Origin of the sequence: Niallia sp. Kr1 (assembly GCF_050389805.1) — a bacterium.
Lineage (GTDB): Bacteria > Bacillota > Bacilli > Bacillales > Cytobacillaceae > Bacillus_BD.
Window position 1 is genome coordinate 463,560 of sequence record NZ_CP130945.1, and the last position, 19,935, is coordinate 483,494.

Genomic DNA, 19,935 nt, shown 5'->3' on the forward strand with positions numbered 1-19,935 from the left:
CATTTAAAAAATACAAAGGGGATGGATATCAATGTCAAATCGTAGAATTCAAGAGTTAACAAATAGCTGGAATCATGACGAGCGCTGGAAAGGAATCGAAAGACCATACAGTGCAGAAGATGTGATTGGATTAAGAGGCTCTATTGATATTGAACATACACTTGCAAAAAGAGGGGCAGAAAAGCTTTGGAATTACCTTCATGAAGAGAATTTTGTCCGGGCGCTTGGAGCGTTAACAGGAAATCAAGCCGTTCAACAAGTAAAAGCTGGTCTTAAAGCAATCTATTTAAGTGGCTGGCAGGTCGCAGCCGATGCAAACCTATCCGGACATATGTATCCAGACCAAAGTTTGTATCCAGCAAACAGTGTGCCTAGTGTAGTAAAGCGAATTAATCAAGCTTTGCAGCGAGCGGACCAAATCCATCATCTTGAAGGCGATGATTCGATCGATTGGTTCCAACCGATTGTAGCAGATGCAGAGGCTGGATTTGGAGGACAGTTAAACTGTTTCGAATTAATGAAGGGGATGATTGAAGCAGGTGCAGCAGGGGTTCACTTTGAGGACCAACTTTCCTCTGAAAAGAAATGTGGGCATCTTGGTGGAAAGGTTCTTTTACCAACGCAAACGGCAGTTAAAAACTTAATCGCAGCTCGCCTTGCCGCAGACGTAATGGGAACGCAAACGCTCTTAATTGCTAGAACTGATGCGAATGCAGCAGATTTAATTACGAGTGATGTGGATCCATATGATGCACCGTTTATTACAGGAGAAAGAACACCCGAAGGATTCTATCGTACACAATCAGGACTTGACCAAGCAATCGCGCGCGGTCTAGCTTATGCACCATATGCAGATTTAATCTGGTGTGAAACATCTGAGCCAAATCTTGAGGAGGCAAGACGTTTTGCTGAGGCGATTCATGAAAAGTTCCCAGGGAAAATGTTGGCTTATAACTGCTCGCCGTCTTTCAACTGGAAGAAAAAGCTCGATGAGGAGACGATTGCAACTTTCCAAGAGGAAATTGCAAAGATGGGTTATAAATTCCAATTCGTTACACTTGCTGGGTTCCATTCCTTAAATCACGGCATGTTTGAACTTGCTCGTGGCTATAAAGATTACGGAATGGCTGCATACTCGCAATTACAGCAAGCTGAATTTGACAGTGAGAAATACGGATATACAGCAACAAGACACCAACGTGAGGTAGGAACAGGTTACTTCGACCAAGTGTCGATGGTGGTAACAGGCGGTACTTCTTCTACAACGGCATTAGAAGGCTCAACAGAAGCAGAACAATTCTCTTCGGATTCTAAGTAATCTTTAGCCCCCTTTTCTTTGAAGAGGGGGTTTTGGATTTTTTTGTCCATGAGGGGAATCCTCAAGGACAAAAAGGGATGATTTTGTTAGAAGAAGTCTCTGATGAGGGGTCTCAAGGACAAAAACGGATAATTTTGCTAAAAGAAGTCTCTGATGAGTGGTCTCAAGGACAAAAACGGATGATTTTGTTAAAAGAAGTCTCAGATGAATTCTCAAGGACAAAACAGAAAAATTCACCAAAAAAGTCCATAAGCAGAAATCGAATGGACATGATAAGATAGGATGAAAATTCAGTGTTATATAAAACTAGTTCTTTACGCATATCACTTGTTTCGGACTGATCATATACTTAATATTAGGAGAGAAGGGGGTGTTGTCTTGAGTGAATCAAAGCTAGAGGAATATCTAAACCAAGGGATGTATGGTCCTAAGGAAATCAATCCTGACGAACGAAGGCAATTTCTAGGGACCTTACGGGAAAGAATCGAAATAGCCTTAACGAAGGCACAAGTGATGGAGAAAGACCTCTATAAAGAAGTAGAGCAGGCGATGAAAAGATATCCAAAGCTACAGTTATTATTAAATGGAGAGATCGACTATCGCTTTTTATCAAAATATATTGGGATCGCCAACCAAAATCAAATCCCCTTTACCATTGTAAGGAATCAAGAACATCAAACAGAAATCGGACTTGTCTTAACACATGAAGATGCGGTTAATAAAGATGAAATTTATGTTACAAAAAAGGATATAAAGGTAAATATAGAACCACAACCGAAAAAGAAAAAAGGGTTATTTTCCTTTTTTAAAAAACGTAAATAATCCTGCTAAAAAAAGTTGCCGGCATTGACGTTGGTTCAGTGCCGTTAAATCTTGTTTAGCCCTTTAAAGTTTGATATTATCAATATTATTGTGTATTACTAACTATACTGAACATAGATAGTTATCTAGCTCCAGCGCCTAGCGCAAAAAAGTGGACCTCCCATCCTTCCTCCACGATTGCAACAGTATCGATTCACATTGTTGTGTTCATCATGTTTCCTGTATTACAAGGAGGGGGAAGAAACGCCGACTAAAAACCGCAACGTCCTGTTGCGAACGTCGGTATCAGCACATCCTGTGCAAGTTAGTCCATACGTCGCTGGGCAAGGCGCTTACGCTTTTAATTTTGGAGGTGACCATAATGACTAGAATTACAATCGATGAAGTGAAGCATGTTGCGAATTTAGCTAGACTTGCGATTACGGAGGAAGAGGCTGAAAAGATGTCTCAGCAACTGGATGCGATTATTACATTTGCTGAACAACTGAATGAGCTGGATACAGATAACGTAGAACCGACTTCACACGTCTTAGATATGAAAAATGTTTTCCGTGAGGATGTTCCAAAACCAGGTCTACCAGTAGAAGAAGTCTTGAAAAATGCCCCAGATCATGAAAATGGGCAAATTAAAGTTCCGGCCATTATTGAGTAAGAGGAGGAGACACGGTGAGTTTGTTTGATCAAAAGGTAGCAGATTTACATGCTCTGTTACAAAAAAAAGAAATCACAGTGTCTGATCTTGTTGATGAATCGTATAAGCGAATTCAAGAGGTAGAAGACAAGGTGCAGGCATTTTTAACATTAGACGAAGAAAACGCACGCAATGCAGCAAAGAAATTAGACGAAAAGATTGGCACCGACGAATCAAAGGGTCTATTATTTGGAATGCCGATTGGCGTGAAAGATAATATTGTTACAAAAGATTTGAGAACAACTTGTGCAAGCAGAATTCTTGAAAATTTTGACCCTATTTATAACGCAACAGTCGTTGATCATTTACATAAAGCAGAAACGATTACTATTGGTAAATTAAACATGGACGAGTTTGCCATGGGATCATCTACAGAAAATTCTTACTATCAAAAAACAAAAAACCCTTGGAATTTAGAAACGGTACCAGGTGGTTCTTCGGGCGGTTCTGCAGCTTCTGTAGCAGCAGGGGAAGTACTTTTTTCACTAGGTTCTGATACAGGCGGTTCAATTCGACAACCGGCTGCATTTTGTGGTGTAGTTGGGTTAAAACCAACTTATGGCCGTGTATCTCGATATGGGTTAGTGGCATTTGCTTCTTCATTAGACCAAATTGGTCCAATTACAAGAACAGTTGAGGACAATGCCTACTTATTGCAAGCTATTTCCGGACTAGATCCAATGGATTCTACGTCTGCAAATGTAGAAGTTCCAAATTTCACTAATGCTCTAACAGGTGATATTAAAGGCTTAAAAATTGCCGTACCGAAAGAATACTTAGGTGAGGGTGTCGGAGAAGAAGCCCGAAATTCCGTATTAGAGGCGTTAAAAGTTTTAGAAAAATTAGGAGCAGAGTGGGAAGAAGTTTCGCTGCCGCATTCAAAATATGCGTTAGCCACTTATTATTTACTCTCTTCTTCAGAAGCATCTGCTAACTTAGCTCGTTTTGATGGAGTTCGCTATGGCTATCGTTCACCAAACTCTGAAAGCCTCATGGACTTGTATAAAAATTCAAGAGCAGAAGGTTTTGGAGATGAAGTAAAGCGTAGAATTATGCTTGGAACGTTCGCACTAAGCTCTGGATATTATGATGCTTATTATAAAAAGGCACAAAAAGCTCGTACATTGATCAAAAAGGATTTTGAAGATGTCTTCCAAAAATATGATGTCATCGTGGGCCCAACAACTCCAACACCGGCATTTAAGATTGGCGAAAAAGTCTCAGATCCATTAACGATGTATGCGAATGATATTTTAACGATTCCAGTAAACCTTGCAGGGGTACCAGGAATCTCTGTACCATGTGGATTTGCGAATGGATTACCACTTGGATTACAAATTATCGGAAAACACTTTGATGAAAGTACCGTTTACCGTGTGGCTCATGCATTTGAGCAAGCAACGGATCATCATAAGCAAAAACCTGGATTGTAAGGGGGGAGACCATTGGAATTTGAAACTGTCATTGGACTTGAAGTCCACGTTGAATTAAAAACTGACTCAAAAATCTTTTCAGCAAGCCCCAATCAATTTGGAGCAGAGCCTAATACAAACACATCTGTAATCGAACTAGGTTATCCAGGTGTACTACCTGTGTTAAATAAAAAAGTTGTTGATTTCGGAATGAAAGCATGTATGGCGTTAAATTGCCAAGTGGCATCACATACGAAATTTGACCGAAAAAATTACTTTTACCCAGATAACCCAAAAGCTTATCAAATCTCACAATTTGATAAGCCAATTGGTGAACATGGTTGGATTGAAATTGAAGTGGACGGGTATAAAAAGAAAATTGGTATTACGCGCATTCACTTAGAAGAAGATGCGGGTAAATTAAATCACGAAGGTACATATTCCTTATGTGATTATAACCGCCAAGGAACACCGTTAATCGAGATCGTGTCGGAGCCGGATATTCGTACACCAAATGAAGCCTATGCCTATTTGGAAAAATTAAAGTCGATTATTCAATACACAGGTGTATCTGATTGTAAAATGGAAGAAGGATCTCTTCGTTGTGATGCGAATATTTCCTTAAGACCTGTTGGGCAAAAAGAATTCGGAACCAAAACCGAGTTAAAGAACTTGAACTCTTTCAACTTTGTTCGTAAAGGCCTAGAGTATGAAGAAAAAAGACAGGCCCAAGTTCTTCGTTCTGGCGGTGTGATTGAACAAGAAACACGTCGCTTTGATGAAGCAAGCAATACAACCATTTTAATGCGTGTCAAAGAAGGATCGGATGATTATCGTTATTTCCCAGAGCCGGATCTTTTAGATATCTTTATTGATGAAGAGTGGAAGGCTCGTGTACAAGCAGAAATCCCAGAGTTGCCAGATGCACGCCAAAAGCGCTATGTAGAAGAATTGGGATTACCAGCTTATGATGCAGCTGTTTTAACGGTAACGAAAGAAACGTCTGATTTCTTTGAGGCAACAGTTGCAGCTGGTGCAGATGCGAAACTTGCATCGAACTGGATTATGGGGGATGTATCAGCCTACCTGAATGCCGAGCAGAAGGAATTAGACGAGGTTGCTTTAACGCCTGAAGGTTTAGCAGGAATGATTAAATTAATTGTGGATGGTACAATTTCTTCGAAAATCGCAAAAACGGTATTCAAAGAGTTAATTGAAAACGGTGGAGATGCCGAACAAATTGTAAAAGAAAAAGGCCTTGTTCAAGTATCAGACGAAGGTGCCTTATTACAATGGGTAACAGAAGCGATTGCCAATAATCCAAAATCAGTTGAAGACTATAAGAATGGGAAGAAGAAAGCGGTAGGTTCATTAGTAGGCCAAGTTATGAAGGCGTCTAAAGGACAAGCTAACCCACAAATGGTTAATAAAATAATTGTAGAAGAATTAGATAAGCTATAAAAAATAAGCGCTAGGAAACTTTGTTTCCTGGCGCTTTTCTTTAAAATGTAGAAAGTATATGCTTCTTTAGTCAGATTAATGTCTAGCTCCAGCGCCTACCCCCTCGAGGTCACAAGACAATCCGTCAAGAAGATTAAAGTACAATCTTCATGCCGGCTCGTCTTGTGCTTGGCCGTACCGGCATAAGTGCAACTACTCCTCTGTCTTCGCCTAAAGGCTTGCCATTCGGAGAGTTTTCTTTATCGGGGGTGAGCAAGGCGCTTCCGCTTTTCTTATTTCCGACAAAATAACGATAAATTTCCCAGGAAAAGACAAACAAAAGCCGACAAATATGTCGGCTTTTGTTTATATTATTTTTCTTTATTTAACAAACGAATAGTGGCATCAAATTCTTGTTCAATCGTTTCATTACGTTTATAGGTTAATAAACTAACGACGATAGAGAATACGAGATTGATGATGAACCCTGGTACAATTTCATATAATGAAAATGGAATCACACCTGATTCGGTTAAGTTTGCCCATACAATAACGGTTATAGCTCCAGTGACCATTCCAGAAAGGGCACCCCAACTGGTCATTTTTCTCCAGAATAAACTTAAAAGAATAATGGGACCAAACGAACCACCGAAACCTGCCCAAGCATAAGCAACAAGGTCTAAAATCGTACTATCTGGATTAAGGGCTAGCAGAAAAGCAACTACAGCAACAACTAGTACGGCGATTCTCCCTAGAAAGACATATTCTTTGTCAGTACCGTTTTTTCTTAACAGGACTTTATATAAATCTTCTACAAGAGCACTTGATGTAACGATTAACTGGGAAGAAATCGTACTCATAATCGCAGCAAGAACAGCAGCTAATAAGAAACCAGCGATTAAAGGATGAAAAATAATTTGACCTAAGGTAAGGAAAACAGCTTCAGGATTATCTAGAGTGTATTGCGTATTTTTCTCAAAAAAGGCAATTCCAACTAAAGCGGTTAACATTGTTCCAATTAAAGAGAATATCATCCAACCCATCCCGATTCGACGAGCACTTTTCGTTTCTTTAATCGTTTTAATGGCCATAAACCGTACAATAATATGAGGTTGTCCAAAATAACCAAGCCCCCATGCCAAAGCCGAAATAATCCCTACAAAGGTAGTACCTTTAAATAAATCAAGTAATGTTGGATCAATCGTATGGATCGTATTAAAAGTTTCAGCAGGTCCTCCTGTATGGAAGATGGCAATAGAAGGTACTAGAATAAGAGCGACTAACATCATTAACCCTTGAAGAAAGTCGGTATAACTTACCGCAAGGAAACCGCCAAATAGAGTATAGGCAATCGTTACGCCAGCAACAATGAGTAAACCTACTGTGTAATCAACCCCGAAAGAAGATTCAAAGAATACACCACCGGAAACCATTCCTGATGAAACGTAGAAGGTAAAGAAAATTAAAATGACAAGTCCAGCTACGATTCTGAGTAGTTTTGTTGAATCTTTGAAACGATTTTCTAAATAGCTAGGAATGGTAATAGAATCATTGGCTACTTGTGTATAGGAACGAAGTCGAGGAGCAACGAAGAACCAGTTCGCATAAGCACCTAGTGTAAGTCCGACCGCAATCCAAGCATCAGCAAGACCTGTTACATAAATTCCACCTGGTAACCCCATTAGCAGCCATCCACTCATATCTGCAGCCCCTGCACTAAGTGCGGTTACAGCAGGTCCGAGTGAACGTCCACCAAGCATATAATCCGTTAAATTGCTCGTTTTTTTGTATGAATACCAACCAACATATAACATAATGGCTAAATAAATAATAATCGATATTAATTGATATGTTTCATCAGACATCGTCTTTCCCCTTTTACTATTAGATATTGTTAAAAAAATCATAAGTTCCTGATTTTTTTGAATGCGTTTAATCGTTATAAATAAGTAAAGAAATGGCGAAATTACTTGTTTATTATGTGAAAATAGTTATTTCTATATAATAGTATAAAATCACTAAATAGGCTAGATGTTTTGTTAGGCTGAAAATTTGATATTGGGCGGTGAGAACAGGCAAAATAGAAATGAATGAATACTAATTAATAGTAAGGATGTGGAAATCTTGGATTTAAAGCAGTGGTTTGAAAAAGGGTTAACAAAAGATGAGTATATTATGGGGATGAATGTAAATAAGGAAAAAATGCAACATATTTATAATCAATTTGCTTTAAATGAATCGGAAAGAGAACGTACACAAACGTTAAAAAACCACGGATTAAAAGTCATTGTCATTTCTGAGGACTGGTGTGGGGACGCCATGTTAAACAATCCAATCTTGTTACGAATTGCCGAAGAGGCCAACATAGACGTTCGGTTTATCCTGAGAGATCAAAACCTTGAATTAATGGACCAATATTTAACAAATGGAACTTCAAGATCGATTCCAATCTTTATTTTTATTAATGAAAATGGGGAAGAAAAAGCAGTATGGGGTCCAAGAGCGCCAAAATTGCAAGAACTAGTAACAAGTGAACTTGGTAAATTGCCAAGTCAAGATGATCCGGATTTTAAAGAAAAGCAAATGGCATTATACAAAGGATTAGGTGAACGTTACCAAGTAGAGGAAGAATTATGGCATGCCGTTGCCGATAGCATACTGAGCACATTATCGAAGATTTCATAATCATATAGTGACTCAAAGGACGGGGGACCATCATGGCAAATGAGGTCCCTCTCTTCGTGTATCCTTAAACCGGCTTAATTCGATCATTGATTAAGTTCTTATCTGTAATCTTAGGTTCTTTGCGTTGGATAAAATTTCGAATGTTTGTCCGATGTAAAAAGATAAGTAATAATAAGAATAGGAGTAATAGAATATCATTCTCCGAACCTGGCTTCATGATGGTATATAAGTATAGGATAAGTCCGACAGATATTGAGCCAAAGAATACATATTTCGAGATTAAGATGACGAGAAAAAATGAAAGATACGCAATTAAAAACAATGGAGGGTTAGCGACTAGTAAAGCGCCAGCTATGGTTGCAATCGCTTTTCCTCCTCTGAATCCCGCAAAAATTGGAAAACAATGCCCGATTACAGCTATTAGTCCCAAGTGAAGTGGACTGATATTTGTTTCAAAGATAAGTGGCAATGAAGCGGCAAGTGCCCCTTTTCCTACATCCACTAGTAGAACGACAATGCCTGCCTTTTTCCCTAATACTCTTAGAGAATTGGTTGCACCCGGATTATTACTGCCGTGCTCACGAATATCAATTCCAAAAAAGACTCTTCCAATGATTAAAGCAGTAGGAATCGATCCGAGTAGGTAGGCTAGAATATAAAGCAGCATTTGCTCCCCCCTTTCAATCTAGCTTGTTCCATTCTATTATGATATGAAAAAAAGCAAAATAATAGTATTTTTTCTAATCTCGTTTTCCAAATTCATGTAGGTGTGGAGTCTCAAATTACCAAATAATGTAAGGTGCCTGGCACGCATTTTTTACCCCCCCACACCTTTTTAATTGATTAAACTATATGTTTAAATATATAATTTTATAAATGACTAATGTGATTTTGATAACTTGTAAGATTCTGATTATATAATGGAGGGGCCTTTTTTGACGATCGCGATTGTTACACTGATTGTATTAATTTTATTTAATGCCTTTTTTGCTGCTTCTGAAATGGCATTGGTCGGATTAAATGATAACAAAATAAAACGACTTGCTGAAGAGGGGGACAAAAAAGCAAAATTAATCTATAACCTCATTTCTGAACCTAGCCGATTCTTGAGTACCATCCAAATTGGGATAACATTAGCTGGGTTTTTAGCCAGTGCGTTTGCGGCTGATTTCTTTGCGGGTCCGCTTGCTCAAGCATTATTTGATTTAGGAGTTCCAATTGAATTATCGGTGTTACAAACAGCATCTGTAGTTGTGATTACCATTTTGCTATCCTATTTTACATTAGTGTTTGGGGAACTAGTACCAAAGCAGCTTGCTTTGCAAAAGGCAGAATCGATCGCAAACCTTGCGGCTCCACCCCTGACTTTATTATTCAAACTATGTTTACCTGTTGTGAAATTTCTGACCTTTTCTACAAATTCGATTATTCGCTTGTTCGGTGTGGACCCCAATGCAAAAGGTGAGGAAGCAACAGAAGAGGAAATTCGAATGATGATTGATGTCGGAAGCGAACGTGGGACGATTCAAGCTGAAGAAAAGCTCATGATCCATAATATCTTTGAATTCAATGATAAATCGGTTTCAGATATTGTGACACACCGTACGGACATGGTGGCCCTTCCTATTGATGCAAGCTTGGAAGAAACGGTGGAAATCGTCAATTTAGAAAGGTATACGAGATTTCCCGTTTATGAGGGGGATATAGATAATATCATTGGGATCTTTCACGTGAAATATTTATTTCAATTTATGAGTAAGGACAATGATAAAGCTTTTGATTTAAGAGAACTAATTCGTAAACCCTATTTTGTCCTTGAAACACAATCGATTGATACTTTATTTACAGATATGAAAAAGAATAATGTTCATATTGCAATCGTTTTGGATGAATACGGCGGTACAGAAGGGTTAATTACGATTGAGGATGTTATAGAGGAAATTGTAGGGGAAATCTCTAGTGAGATTGACGGACCTGATGAAGAGGAAATTAGACAACTCTCTCCTAATCAATATGCGATAGAGGGTGTTACCAATCTATATAAATTAAAGGATATCTTAAAGGTTGATTTACCAATAGACGATTTTGATACACTCAATGGTTTTCTTATTAGTGAAATAGGTTATATCCCATCAACTCAAGAACGACCAGTTATTACGTATCAGGATCTACTCTTTGAGGTAAAAGAAGTATCGGAAAACCGAATTGAACAGGTACTTGTAACGATACAAGAACATAACGAAGATATCGCTAGTGAAAAAGAAGAGGTTAAAGCATAGATTCGATCATAGAAGAATCAACATAAATCTTAATCAATCCTTAGTAGGGGTGGTTAAGATTTTTTATTTTAAAAAGTTATTCCGAACAAAGCAATCAATCAAACGTTTGATTAAGAATTAAATGAAATAATTCCCTTATATTTAGGTTAGATTAGCAATAAAGGCGAACAGAGCCCTTAAACAAACAGTTGATTAATCCTGAAAGGTCGAACATATCCTTTAATCAAACGATTGATTAGATGGTTGTGCTCACAAACATAGATCTTAAACAAACGATTGATTAGTTAAAAGACCTAGAAATCACAAGGAAATTTAAGCCATTAGACGTGCAAAAAATTGCTAAGTTGGTTTCTTTTCGTTATGATATTAAGGGAAATTAGTAATTAAAATACGTTGTAACTGATAAAGTTCAATATAGGATGATGGGTATGAAAAGGGCTAGAATTATTTATAATCCGACTTCTGGAAGAGAGGCAATTAAGCGAAATTTACCAGATGTTCTTGAAATTCTCGAAAATGCAGGATATGAAACCTCTGCCCATGCAACAACAGGTGCTGGAGATGCGACAGAGGAAGCTAGATTAGCGGTTGAACGTCGCTATGATTTAGTCGTGGCCGCTGGTGGAGATGGAACGATTAATGAAGTTGTAAACGGATTGGCTGAACAAGAGTATCGACCGAAGATTGGAATCATTCCTGTAGGGACAACCAATGATTTTGCTAGAGCACTACAAATCCCACGAGATATCGTTGGGGCTGCTGAAGTGATTGCAAAAGGAGATACAATCCCGATTGATATTGGTCGAATGAATGACCGATATTTTATTAATATTGCTGGTGGAGGACGTCTAACGGAGCTAACGTACGATGTTCCCATTAAACTAAAAACGATGCTTGGTCAATTGGCCTATTATTTAAAAGGGATTGAAATGCTTCCTTCTCTTAAGGCTACACAACTTCGAATTGAATATGATGGGAAGCTTTTTGAGGGAGAAACCATGCTCTTTCTCGTCGGTTTAACAAATTCCATTGGTGGATTTGAAAAGTTATCACCTAATTCATCGATTAATGATGGTATGTTCTCACTTCTTATATTAAAACAAACCAATTTAGCTGACTTTATTCGAATTGCTACCCTCGCTCTTCGTGGTGAGCATATTCATGATCCAAAGGTCATCTACACGAAAGCGAATCGTATTAAAGTGACATCTGAAGATAAGGTTCAATTAAATTTGGATGGTGAGTTTGGTGGGTTATTACCTGCAGAGTTCGTTAATTTATACCGCCATTTAGATTGCTTTGTACCGATTGATAAAATTCGTTCTGAAGACCGTCCTGAGTTTTAACCAATAGATAGATAAAAAGGATCGAACCATTTCCGCTCGATCCTTTTCCGTATGCAATTATTATTCTGCAGCTTTTGCAGCTTCAACGATGAATTTAACATAACCATAAGTATCAGCTAATGTAGATCCACTTACAACGTCAACCATTCCTTCAGGTTTAGCTTCGTTTTCTTTTAATACTTCTTCTAATTCAGCAACGGTTTTGCCTTTTACAAATTCATGGATAGCAGCCATGTTCTCATCAAGAGTGTTAGTAGCTCCGGCTTTTTCAGCCATGTTTTTGCTATATTGTTCAGCGTTTTCATTTTTAGAAGCTAATACTTTACCAGAATCTTTAAAAGCTTCACCGAAAGTTTTATCAGCATTTGGAACACCTTTGCTAGTAGCAGGATCCATAAATTGGAATTCATCGACATAAGAGGATACAATCTTATCTCCTTCTAATGTTACAGCTGCGATACCGAAAGATTTGTCACCGTGTGGGGCACCATTAATAACGCCCATTTTAACCTCACCAGTGCTCTGGGCTGCTGTTGATTCAGTAGTAGTTTCTTTTGTAGTATCTTCTGCTGCGCCATCATCGTTTGAACAGCCCGCAAATACTCCAACAAGTCCTAATGCTAAAGCCAATGATAAAAATTTTTTCATCTCTTGACATCTCCCTTTTTTTTAAAAAAAGTTATATTTTTATAAGTTGTGAGAACTTATACATAAATTATATAATTTGTGAAAGATTTATCAATATAACTCGGAGTGTGTTCAAAGAATGCTCATAATTTCACAACATAAATTTGTCAAAAATGGAATTTTTCCTTTAACATCAAGGATGAAACCGTTCGCAAAAAAGACAAAAATAGGTAGGGTATTTATAACAGTGACTTAAATTACATTATTGCAAAATAATGGACAATTATGGTGGCGTGAAGACACTAAACCTTAATTTTGAGTCAAAAAAAGCCTCCATCATGTAGATGAAAGCTAAGATGAATCTTAAAAATTATTCTTGATTAAACCAAAGTGGTTCTTGGTCATCGACATCTCCGTTGTAATTAATAAAAATTTCTTCTCCTGCTTTAATATCCTTATAAGCAAAAAAGTCGAAGCTGTGATTTTCAAAGTTAATATCATAGGTAGCATTAGGAGTGTAGGAATGGTTGAATAGCATTCCGTAACCTAGCACAAATGCTGTATGGTTTTTGCCATATTCAAATGCATAATCAGCAAGTAGTGTTTTTTCGATATGAACATGTTCCTTGTTTGGATAGGGAATTACTGGTGCCTGATGAAAAAGTGTCCCCTTGGCAATATCCTTCGTTGCAAATACCCCACGATTCAATTCCCCGTCACTTACTGTTGAAGTTTTTACTTCGATCATATTTTATCTCCTTAAATCTTCCGTCATTCAATCTTTTTGATTTAGTTTGCACTATAATAGCGAGAAATGCAACCCTTATGAAACAGGGGGACGGTTCTCCCTGTTTCATAAGGTTAGGTGAAACAAAGAGGAACGCCCCCACGTTTCAATTATAGGGTGAAACAAAGAGAACCGTCCCCCTGTTTCATTCCCCTAAATAAACGATAGCTTCGTATGGGTTTAATGTTAGGTTATTTACATGAGGAATGTCCTCTTTTTTATAGTTACTAATTAACTGTTTTTTAGAACAAAACTCAATGTTTTCTGGTATTTGGAATACAACAGATTTTGCACTGAAGTTCGTGATAACCAATAATTTTTCTTTTTTGTACGTACGGAGGTAGGCAAAAATTTGATCATGATCCGGTAATATCAACTGATAGTCACCATATACGATAATAGGATGCTGTTTTCTTAACCTAATTAATTGTCTATAATAATGAAAAATGGAGTTTTCATCATTAACGGCTTTATCAGCATTAATCTCTTTATAATTCGGATTTACCTTTATCCAAGGCTCACCCGTTGTGAAACCTGAAGATGGCTGATCATTCCATTGGAAAGGGGTCCGTCCATTATCTCTACTTTTGACATAGATGGATTCCATCACTTGATTGTGATTGGCATTTTCTTCTACCACTTTTTCGTGATACATATTCAGTGTTTCAATATCTCTGTAATCTTTAATCGAAGGAAAACGGACGTTTGTCATCCCGAATTCTTCACCTTGATAAATGTATGGTGTTCCTTGAAGCATATGGAGGGCAGTTGCCAACATTTTTGCAGACTCTACACGATATTCCTGATCATTTCCAAAACGGGAAACAATTCGTGGTTGGTCATGGTTATTCCAATAAAGACTGTTCCATCCTGTACCATGCAAGCCCTTTTGCCATTTTGACAAATTCTCTTTTAAATCTGTTAAGGCTAATGGTTTAAGGTCCCACTTACCATTCTTTCCAGAATCTAATCCCATATGTTCGAAAGTAAAGACCATCTGTAATTCATTTCGCTCATAACCCGTATATTTTTTTGCTTCCTCTACATCAACGCCGGGCATTTCGCCAACGGTCATGATATCGTATTTTGACAATACTTCTCTGTTCATTTCTTGTAAAAACTCATGAATACGCGGACCGTTTCTGTAAAATTTACTACCGGATGCATAGGTTTCCCCTGGTTTAAGATCTCCATCAGGCAAGCCAGGTACTTTTGAAATTAAATTGATGACATCCATGCGAAAACCATCAATTCCCTTATCCAACCACCATCTCATCATTTCATAGATTTCCTGTCGTAGCTTAGGATTCTCCCAGTTTAAATCAGGTTGTTTTTTACTAAATAAATGCAAATAATACTCATCGGTATGTTCATCATATTCCCAAGCTGAACCCCCGAAAGAGGATCTCCAGTTATTGGGCTCCTTGCCATTTTTGCCAGGTCGCCAAATATAGTAATCGCGATATGGATTGTCTTTAGATTTTCGTGATTCTTGGAACCATTCATGCTCATCAGAGGTGTGATTGACAACAAGGTCCATCATGAGTTTCATGCCACGTTGATGAATTTCGTCCAATAAGGTTTCCCAATCATCCATCGTTCCAAATTCATCCATAATCCTTTTGTAGTCAGAAATATCGTAGCCATTATCATCATTGGGTGATTGATAGACGGGGGAGAGCCAGATCACATCAATTCCCAATTCTTTTAGGTAATCAAGTTTTTTGGTTATTCCTTTAAGATCGCCAATTCCATCTCCATTGCTATCATAAAAACTTCTTGGGTATATTTGATATACGATACTTTCTTTCCACCAATTTTTCTCCATAGGAAAATTCCCTCCATCACAAAGAGGCTATCTCAAAAGTGCCAAGCAAAATAGGATGCTTAGCACTTTTGCTTTTCAGACAGCCTCTAGTTTTTAACTCTTCTTGCAAAGTCCACAAAGCGAAATTTATCAGGTCTATGCCTTGATTCGGTAAATTGAAAAAGCTTCGCGTCATCCAAATAAACCTGACTTCTGATCACCACTATATTGGAGAAACCTTCAAGATCGAGTAGCTCACGGTCTTCAACTGTAGGGGTCTCTACGACAATTTCTTTTTGGGCAAAGCCAATCACCAGACCTAACTCATTCTCTATATAGTCATAAATCGAATGCTCACAGATTTCTTTTGAAAGTCGCGGCACGTATGTTTCATTAAAATAGTCTTTATCCAAGATGATCTTCTCACCATCTATTTCCCTAATCCGAACAACATTCCAAACAGTGTCCGCTGAATTAAAATTCAGCATTTCATGTTCAGAATCTAAGTAGCCAATGGAATGTACAATGGTCTTGCTTTTCAAATTTAGTTTTTTCGTCAGTTCTGCATAACTCTCAATTCCAGATACGGGAAAAGTAAACTTATGAATATCGATGACGACTGAACCTTTCCCTTGGATTTTTTGGATATATCCATTCTGAGATAAAAGGTTCAACGCTTTTCGAATCGTTTCCCGCGACGTCTGGTATTGAGTGGTTAATTCGTTCTCGGATGGAAGCATCGAAGAAACCGGCCAGACATGGGTTTGGATTTTTTTCACTAAATCATTGTAAATCGTTAAATATTTCTTTTGCATTCAATTCTCACATCATTTCAGATAATAAATAATGGATTCATAAGGTCTTAGAACAATTTGACCTAATTCATTAGGAGAATCGGGATAATTGGATAACAGAATTTCAGGTTGAGAGATAGAGTTTTCAAAATCTAAGTCAACTGTGATCTCTTTGCCATAGAAATTACTGATCACCAATAGCTTTTCTTCATTCCAATTTCTTGTATAAGCAAAAACTTCAGGGTGATCCTCAAAAAGTAACTGATAGTCCCCGTAGGTGATTACATCGTACTTTTTACGTAGATCCACTAACTTCTGATAATGATAAAAAATGGATTCGGGATCTTGCAATGCTTTTTCTGCATTTATATCAGGATAATTATCCACTACTCCTAACCAAGGTGTTCCGCTTGTAAATCCGGCTTGGTGTTCGGCAGACCACTGCATCGGTGTTCGTCCATTATCACGTGATTTTTGCTGAAGAATCTCAATAATCTCTTCGTCTGTCATCCCTTTATCTTGCATTTCTTTGTACGCATTCAAAGACTCCACATCCCGATATTGCTCGATGGAGTTGAAATTAGGGTTGGTCATTCCAAATTCTTCTCCTTGGTAGATATAAGGTGTACCTTGCATCATATGAATGGTGGTTGCCAGCATTTTGGCTGATTCTTTATGATACTTCTTGTCATCCCCAAAGCGGGAAATAGCTCGTGGTTGGTCGTGATTACATAAAAACAGGGCATTCCAGCCATTTCCCTCATGCATGCCCACTTGCCAATCTGAAAGAATCTGTTTTAATTTTAAAAAGTCAAACGGTGCCTTTGTCCACTTTTCTCCATTCTGATAATCGACTTTTAAATGATGAAATTGGAAGGTCATCGATAATTCTTCTCGTTCTGGATTGGTGTATAACACACAGTTGTCCAGCGTTGTGGAAGACATCTCTCCAACTGTAAGCATATCGTATTTTGAAAATACATTTTGGTTCATTTCATGTAGGTATTCATGAATTCTTGGGCCATCCGTATAAAATCTTCGTCCATCTCCAATATCATCATTAGGGAACTCTTGATTTTTCGAAATTAAGTTAATGACATCAAGTCTAAATCCATCGATTCCCTTTTCTGCCCAGAAACGCATCATGTCAAAAATCTTTTGGCGCAGTTTTTCATTTTCCCAGTTTAAGTCTGCTTGAGTCTTATCGAATAAATGTAAGTAATATTGTCCGGTTTGGTCATCGTATTCCCATGCTGGACCACCGAACTTGGAAACCCAATTATTCGGGACTTCACCATGGGTCCCATCCTTCCAAATATAGAAGTCACGGAAAGGGTTGTCCTTGGATGATTTGGCCTGTTGGAACCATTCATGATAGGTAGAGGTATGATTCACTACGAGGTCCATGATGAGTTTCATGCCGCGTTTATGGGTTTCATCGAGTAGTTCTTGGAAATCCTCCATCGTTCCATAGGACGGTTCAATAGAATAATAATCGCTAATATCATAGCCGTTATCATTTTGAGGGGATTTGTAGACAGGAGTTAGCCAAATGACATCTACACCTAATTTTTGGATATAGTCTAACTTTGAGATAATTCCTTGAATGTCTCCGGTACCGTTTCCGGTTGTATCATTAAAACTTTTTGGGTAAATCTGATAGACGACGGATTTCTTCCACCATGCTTCACTCATGTGTTTTCATTCCTCCATATATGTTTTCAAGTAATAAGTTTTCATATAAGTAGACGTAGGCATTCGCTGAGAACTGTGCGAATGCCACAATATTTAATTCTTGATTTTTCGTTTTGCGATCAAAAATGTAATGATGAATGGGATCACAATGACAATTACCATTCCTATCAAGAAGGCGGTCATGCCGCTTGCGATGGATAGAAATGCAGGAATTCCCCCAACACCAATGGAAGAGGCTTGAACATTACTAAGGGTAATAAAAGCTCCAGCAATCGCTGTTCCAATTAGAGCCGCGATGAATGGATAGCGATATTGGATATTCACACCAAACATAGCAGGTTCTGTTACTCCTAACCAAGCTGAAATTCCAGCCGTTCCAGCTAACCCTTTAAGCTTTTCATTTTTTGCTGCTAAGAACATCGCGAAGACAGCTGAACCTTGAGCAATATTTGATAACGCAACAATTGGCCATAAGAATGTTGTTCCAGTGCTTCCGATCAATTGTAAATCAACGGCAAGGAAGGTATGGTGCATTCCTGTGATCACCAATGGTGCATATAAAGAGCCATAGACAAGACCACCAATAAGTGGTGCTGCTTCAAAAATCGCTACTAAACCATCTGTTATCCAGCTTCCGATTGTAAATGTAACCGGACCGATGATGATGAAAGCTAAGAAACCTGTCACAAGGAGTGCGATTGGTGCAACCACTAATAATTGCAAGGAATCAATGACACGTTTTTTCAGCCATTTTTCGATAGTTGCCAAAACCCAGGCTGCTACTAACACAGGCAGCACCTGTCCTTGATAACCCATCATATTAACGTCAAGTCCGAATAGATTCCATGTTGGCGCTTCGCCTTTTGCAGCTGCGATCGCATAATCACCAGCAGGCATTAAGGCGGGGTGAACAAGGATTAAACCTAATACAATTCCTAATAACGGGTTACCGCCAAAGCGTTTCACTGCAGACCATCCGATTAATGCAGGTAGGAAAGTAAATGCTGTGCTGGCGATGACATTAATCATGTCAGCCACACCCGCCCATGAAGGGTACATCTTGATAATCGATTCGTCTGTAAAAATAGGATTCACTAAAATATTATTGAGTCCAAGAAGTAGACCGGCTGTTACGATAGCAGGAAGGATTGGAATAAAGATATCAGCTAATGTTTTAATGGCACGCTGTAGTGGATTTAGCTTGTTACCACCTGCAGCCTTCACATCATCCTTTGATGCTTCCTGGATTCCGGTTTCATGTACCATTGCTTTATAGACCTTATCAACGGTTCCTTGCCCAATGACAATCTGGTATTGACCGTTGGCAGAGAAAGTACCTTTAACGACGTCAAGGTTATCAAGTGCTTCCTTGTCAACGATTCCTTCGTCAGATAAGGCAAACCGAAGTCTTGTCACACAGTGTGTCGCTGCATTGATGTTTTCTAAGCCACCAACAGCCTCAACAATTTTTTGTGCTTCTTCGCTGTATTGCATCCCAGTATCTTTCTTCTTTTCAGCCGGGTTGTCAACGGGTGTATTCTGACCTTGAAGCGAAAGCTCTAATAAAGTAGACTCACCAGCAATGACGGTGCTATCGGTTGTTTTTTCGTATGAAGCAACACGATCTCCGTTGGTGATAATAATTGGCGTGATATGGCTTGCTGCTTTTTCTTTGATTAATTGCAAGTCAAACGTAACAAGCGGATCACCGACTTTTACTTTGTCCCCTTGTTCGACGTGTACTTCAAATCCCTCGCCATTCATGTTTACCGTTTCTAGACCTATATGAATTAAAAATTCAATACCCGATTTACTTCTTATCCCTACTGCATGTTTGGTAGGAAATGTTAAAATGACTTCCCCATCCACAGGAGAAACGACTTTTCCATCTGTTGGTTCAATCGCAAGACCGTCGCCCATCATTTTTTGAGAAAATGTCGGATCCGGAACATTCTCAAGTGCTGTCACTTTACCAGTAAGTGGCGCAAATACGGTTTCCTTCAAATTTTGGTTAGTCATAGGTAACCCCCCTCTTTCTAGTTGCTGTTCTTATTCTATTTATCTTGTATATACATGTTGTACATTTATTATAACTTGTATATACAAGTTTTGCAAATGCTTTCATCTGGCATAATTTTCATCTCGATCTAAGCGTATCATTATAGTTATTTTCTATTAGTAATTACTTTATGTTTTCATTTTTTGGGAAAAATGTATATCTAACAAAAAATC

17 protein-coding genes are annotated in these 19,935 nt (G+C 38.3%); 9 read left to right on the forward strand and 8 right to left on the reverse strand.

Annotated elements, in window-relative coordinates; translation table 11 throughout:
- The first annotated feature begins 31 nt into the window (after positions 1-31).
- From aceA to gatB, 6 genes are all read left to right on the forward strand, one after another.
- The gene (aceA, locus tag Q5760_RS02340; protein WP_428910675.1) at positions 32-1,318 is read left to right on the forward strand and encodes an isocitrate lyase; all 1,287 of its coding nucleotides are present in this window, start codon (positions 32-34) and stop codon (positions 1,316-1,318) included.
- A 32-nt stretch (positions 1,319-1,350) separates the two neighbouring features.
- On the forward strand, positions 1,351-1,599 hold the full coding sequence (locus Q5760_RS02345; protein WP_428910676.1) for a hypothetical protein: 249 nt from the start codon (positions 1,351-1,353) through the stop codon (positions 1,597-1,599).
- 97 nt (positions 1,600-1,696) lie between these two features.
- Entirely contained in the window at positions 1,697-2,140 is a 444-nt protein-coding gene (locus Q5760_RS02350; protein WP_428910677.1) for a YueI family protein, read from the forward strand.
- A 361-nt stretch (positions 2,141-2,501) separates the two neighbouring features.
- A complete protein-coding gene (gene gatC, locus Q5760_RS02355) occupies positions 2,502-2,792 on the forward strand; it encodes an Asp-tRNA(Asn)/Glu-tRNA(Gln) amidotransferase subunit GatC (RefSeq protein ID WP_428910678.1) in 291 nt (96 codons plus the stop codon).
- A 14-nt stretch (positions 2,793-2,806) separates the two neighbouring features.
- Positions 2,807-4,264 (forward strand): Asp-tRNA(Asn)/Glu-tRNA(Gln) amidotransferase subunit GatA, encoded by a 1,458-nt coding sequence (gatA, locus tag Q5760_RS02360; RefSeq protein WP_428910679.1) that lies wholly within the window; start codon positions 2,807-2,809, stop codon positions 4,262-4,264.
- A 12-nt stretch (positions 4,265-4,276) separates the two neighbouring features.
- The gene (gene gatB, locus Q5760_RS02365) at positions 4,277-5,704 is read left to right on the forward strand and encodes an Asp-tRNA(Asn)/Glu-tRNA(Gln) amidotransferase subunit GatB (RefSeq protein ID WP_428910680.1); all 1,428 of its coding nucleotides are present in this window, start codon (positions 4,277-4,279) and stop codon (positions 5,702-5,704) included.
- A gap of 350 nt (positions 5,705-6,054) precedes the next feature.
- Here gatB and putP read toward each other — a convergent pair whose 3' ends face one another.
- Positions 6,055-7,548 (reverse strand): sodium/proline symporter PutP, encoded by a 1,494-nt coding sequence (gene putP / locus Q5760_RS02370; protein WP_428910681.1) that lies wholly within the window; start codon positions 7,546-7,548, stop codon positions 6,055-6,057.
- 259 nt (positions 7,549-7,807) lie between these two features.
- On the opposite strand from putP, the gene Q5760_RS02375 reads away from it, so the two are divergent.
- Positions 7,808-8,368 (forward strand): thioredoxin family protein, encoded by a 561-nt coding sequence (locus tag Q5760_RS02375; RefSeq protein ID WP_428910682.1) that lies wholly within the window; start codon positions 7,808-7,810, stop codon positions 8,366-8,368.
- A 64-nt stretch (positions 8,369-8,432) separates the two neighbouring features.
- Here the strand turns inward: Q5760_RS02375 and plsY are convergent, their stop codons facing one another.
- Positions 8,433-9,035: a glycerol-3-phosphate 1-O-acyltransferase PlsY gene (plsY, locus tag Q5760_RS02380; RefSeq protein ID WP_428910683.1), complete on the reverse strand. Its 603-nt coding sequence runs from the start codon at positions 9,033-9,035 to the stop codon at positions 8,433-8,435.
- Between the two features lie 268 nt (positions 9,036-9,303).
- On the opposite strand from plsY, the gene Q5760_RS02385 reads away from it, so the two are divergent.
- Entirely contained in the window at positions 9,304-10,647 is a 1,344-nt protein-coding gene (locus Q5760_RS02385) for a hemolysin family protein (protein WP_428910684.1), read from the forward strand.
- A gap of 428 nt (positions 10,648-11,075) precedes the next feature.
- Positions 11,076-11,993, forward strand: coding sequence for a diacylglycerol kinase (locus Q5760_RS02390; protein ID WP_428910685.1), 918 nt, complete (start codon positions 11,076-11,078; stop codon positions 11,991-11,993).
- A gap of 60 nt (positions 11,994-12,053) precedes the next feature.
- Here the strand turns inward: Q5760_RS02390 and Q5760_RS02395 are convergent, their stop codons facing one another.
- From Q5760_RS02395 to treP, 6 genes are all read right to left on the reverse strand, one after another.
- On the reverse strand, positions 12,054-12,641 hold the full coding sequence (locus Q5760_RS02395; protein ID WP_428910686.1) for a hypothetical protein: 588 nt from the start codon (positions 12,639-12,641) through the stop codon (positions 12,054-12,056).
- 349 nt (positions 12,642-12,990) lie between these two features.
- Complete coding sequence (locus Q5760_RS02400; protein ID WP_428910687.1) at positions 12,991-13,368, reverse strand: SET domain-containing protein; 378 nt, start codon at positions 13,366-13,368, stop codon at positions 12,991-12,993.
- Between the two features lie 184 nt (positions 13,369-13,552).
- Entirely contained in the window at positions 13,553-15,235 is a 1,683-nt protein-coding gene (locus tag Q5760_RS02405; RefSeq protein WP_428910688.1) for a glycoside hydrolase family 13 protein, read from the reverse strand.
- Positions 15,236-15,321: 86 nt separating this feature from the next.
- Complete coding sequence (gene treR, locus Q5760_RS02410; protein ID WP_428910689.1) at positions 15,322-16,029, reverse strand: trehalose operon repressor; 708 nt, start codon at positions 16,027-16,029, stop codon at positions 15,322-15,324.
- Positions 16,030-16,041: 12 nt separating this feature from the next.
- On the reverse strand, positions 16,042-17,703 hold the full coding sequence (gene treC / locus Q5760_RS02415) for an alpha,alpha-phosphotrehalase (protein ID WP_428910690.1): 1,662 nt from the start codon (positions 17,701-17,703) through the stop codon (positions 16,042-16,044).
- 93 nt (positions 17,704-17,796) lie between these two features.
- The gene (gene treP, locus Q5760_RS02420) at positions 17,797-19,722 is read right to left on the reverse strand and encodes a PTS system trehalose-specific EIIBC component (RefSeq protein ID WP_428910691.1); all 1,926 of its coding nucleotides are present in this window, start codon (positions 19,720-19,722) and stop codon (positions 17,797-17,799) included.
- Positions 19,723-19,935 lie beyond the last annotated feature (213 nt).

Excerpts from the sequence above, each read along its gene's own strand:
- treR (WP_428910689.1), bottom strand. The coding sequence starts at position 16,029 with ATGCAAAAGAAATATTTAACGATTTACAATGATTTAGTGAAAAAAATC.
- putP (WP_428910681.1), bottom strand. The coding sequence starts at position 7,548 with ATGTCTGATGAAACATATCAATTAATATCGATTATTATTTATTTAGCC.
- aceA (WP_428910675.1), top strand. The coding sequence starts at position 32 with ATGTCAAATCGTAGAATTCAAGAGTTAACAAATAGCTGGAATCATGAC.
- Q5760_RS02395 (WP_428910686.1), bottom strand. The coding sequence starts at position 12,641 with ATGAAAAAATTTTTATCATTGGCTTTAGCATTAGGACTTGTTGGAGTA.
- Q5760_RS02400 (WP_428910687.1), bottom strand. The coding sequence starts at position 13,368 with ATGATCGAAGTAAAAACTTCAACAGTAAGTGACGGGGAATTGAATCGT.
- Q5760_RS02405 (WP_428910688.1), bottom strand. The coding sequence starts at position 15,235 with ATGGAGAAAAATTGGTGGAAAGAAAGTATCGTATATCAAATATACCCA.
- Q5760_RS02390 (WP_428910685.1), top strand. The coding sequence starts at position 11,076 with ATGAAAAGGGCTAGAATTATTTATAATCCGACTTCTGGAAGAGAGGCA.
- gatC (WP_428910678.1), top strand. The coding sequence starts at position 2,502 with ATGACTAGAATTACAATCGATGAAGTGAAGCATGTTGCGAATTTAGCT.
- plsY (WP_428910683.1), bottom strand. The coding sequence starts at position 9,035 with ATGCTGCTTTATATTCTAGCCTACCTACTCGGATCGATTCCTACTGCT.
- treC (WP_428910690.1), bottom strand. The coding sequence starts at position 17,703 with ATGAGTGAAGCATGGTGGAAGAAATCCGTCGTCTATCAGATTTACCCA.
- treP (WP_428910691.1), bottom strand. The coding sequence starts at position 19,722 with ATGACTAACCAAAATTTGAAGGAAACCGTATTTGCGCCACTTACTGGT.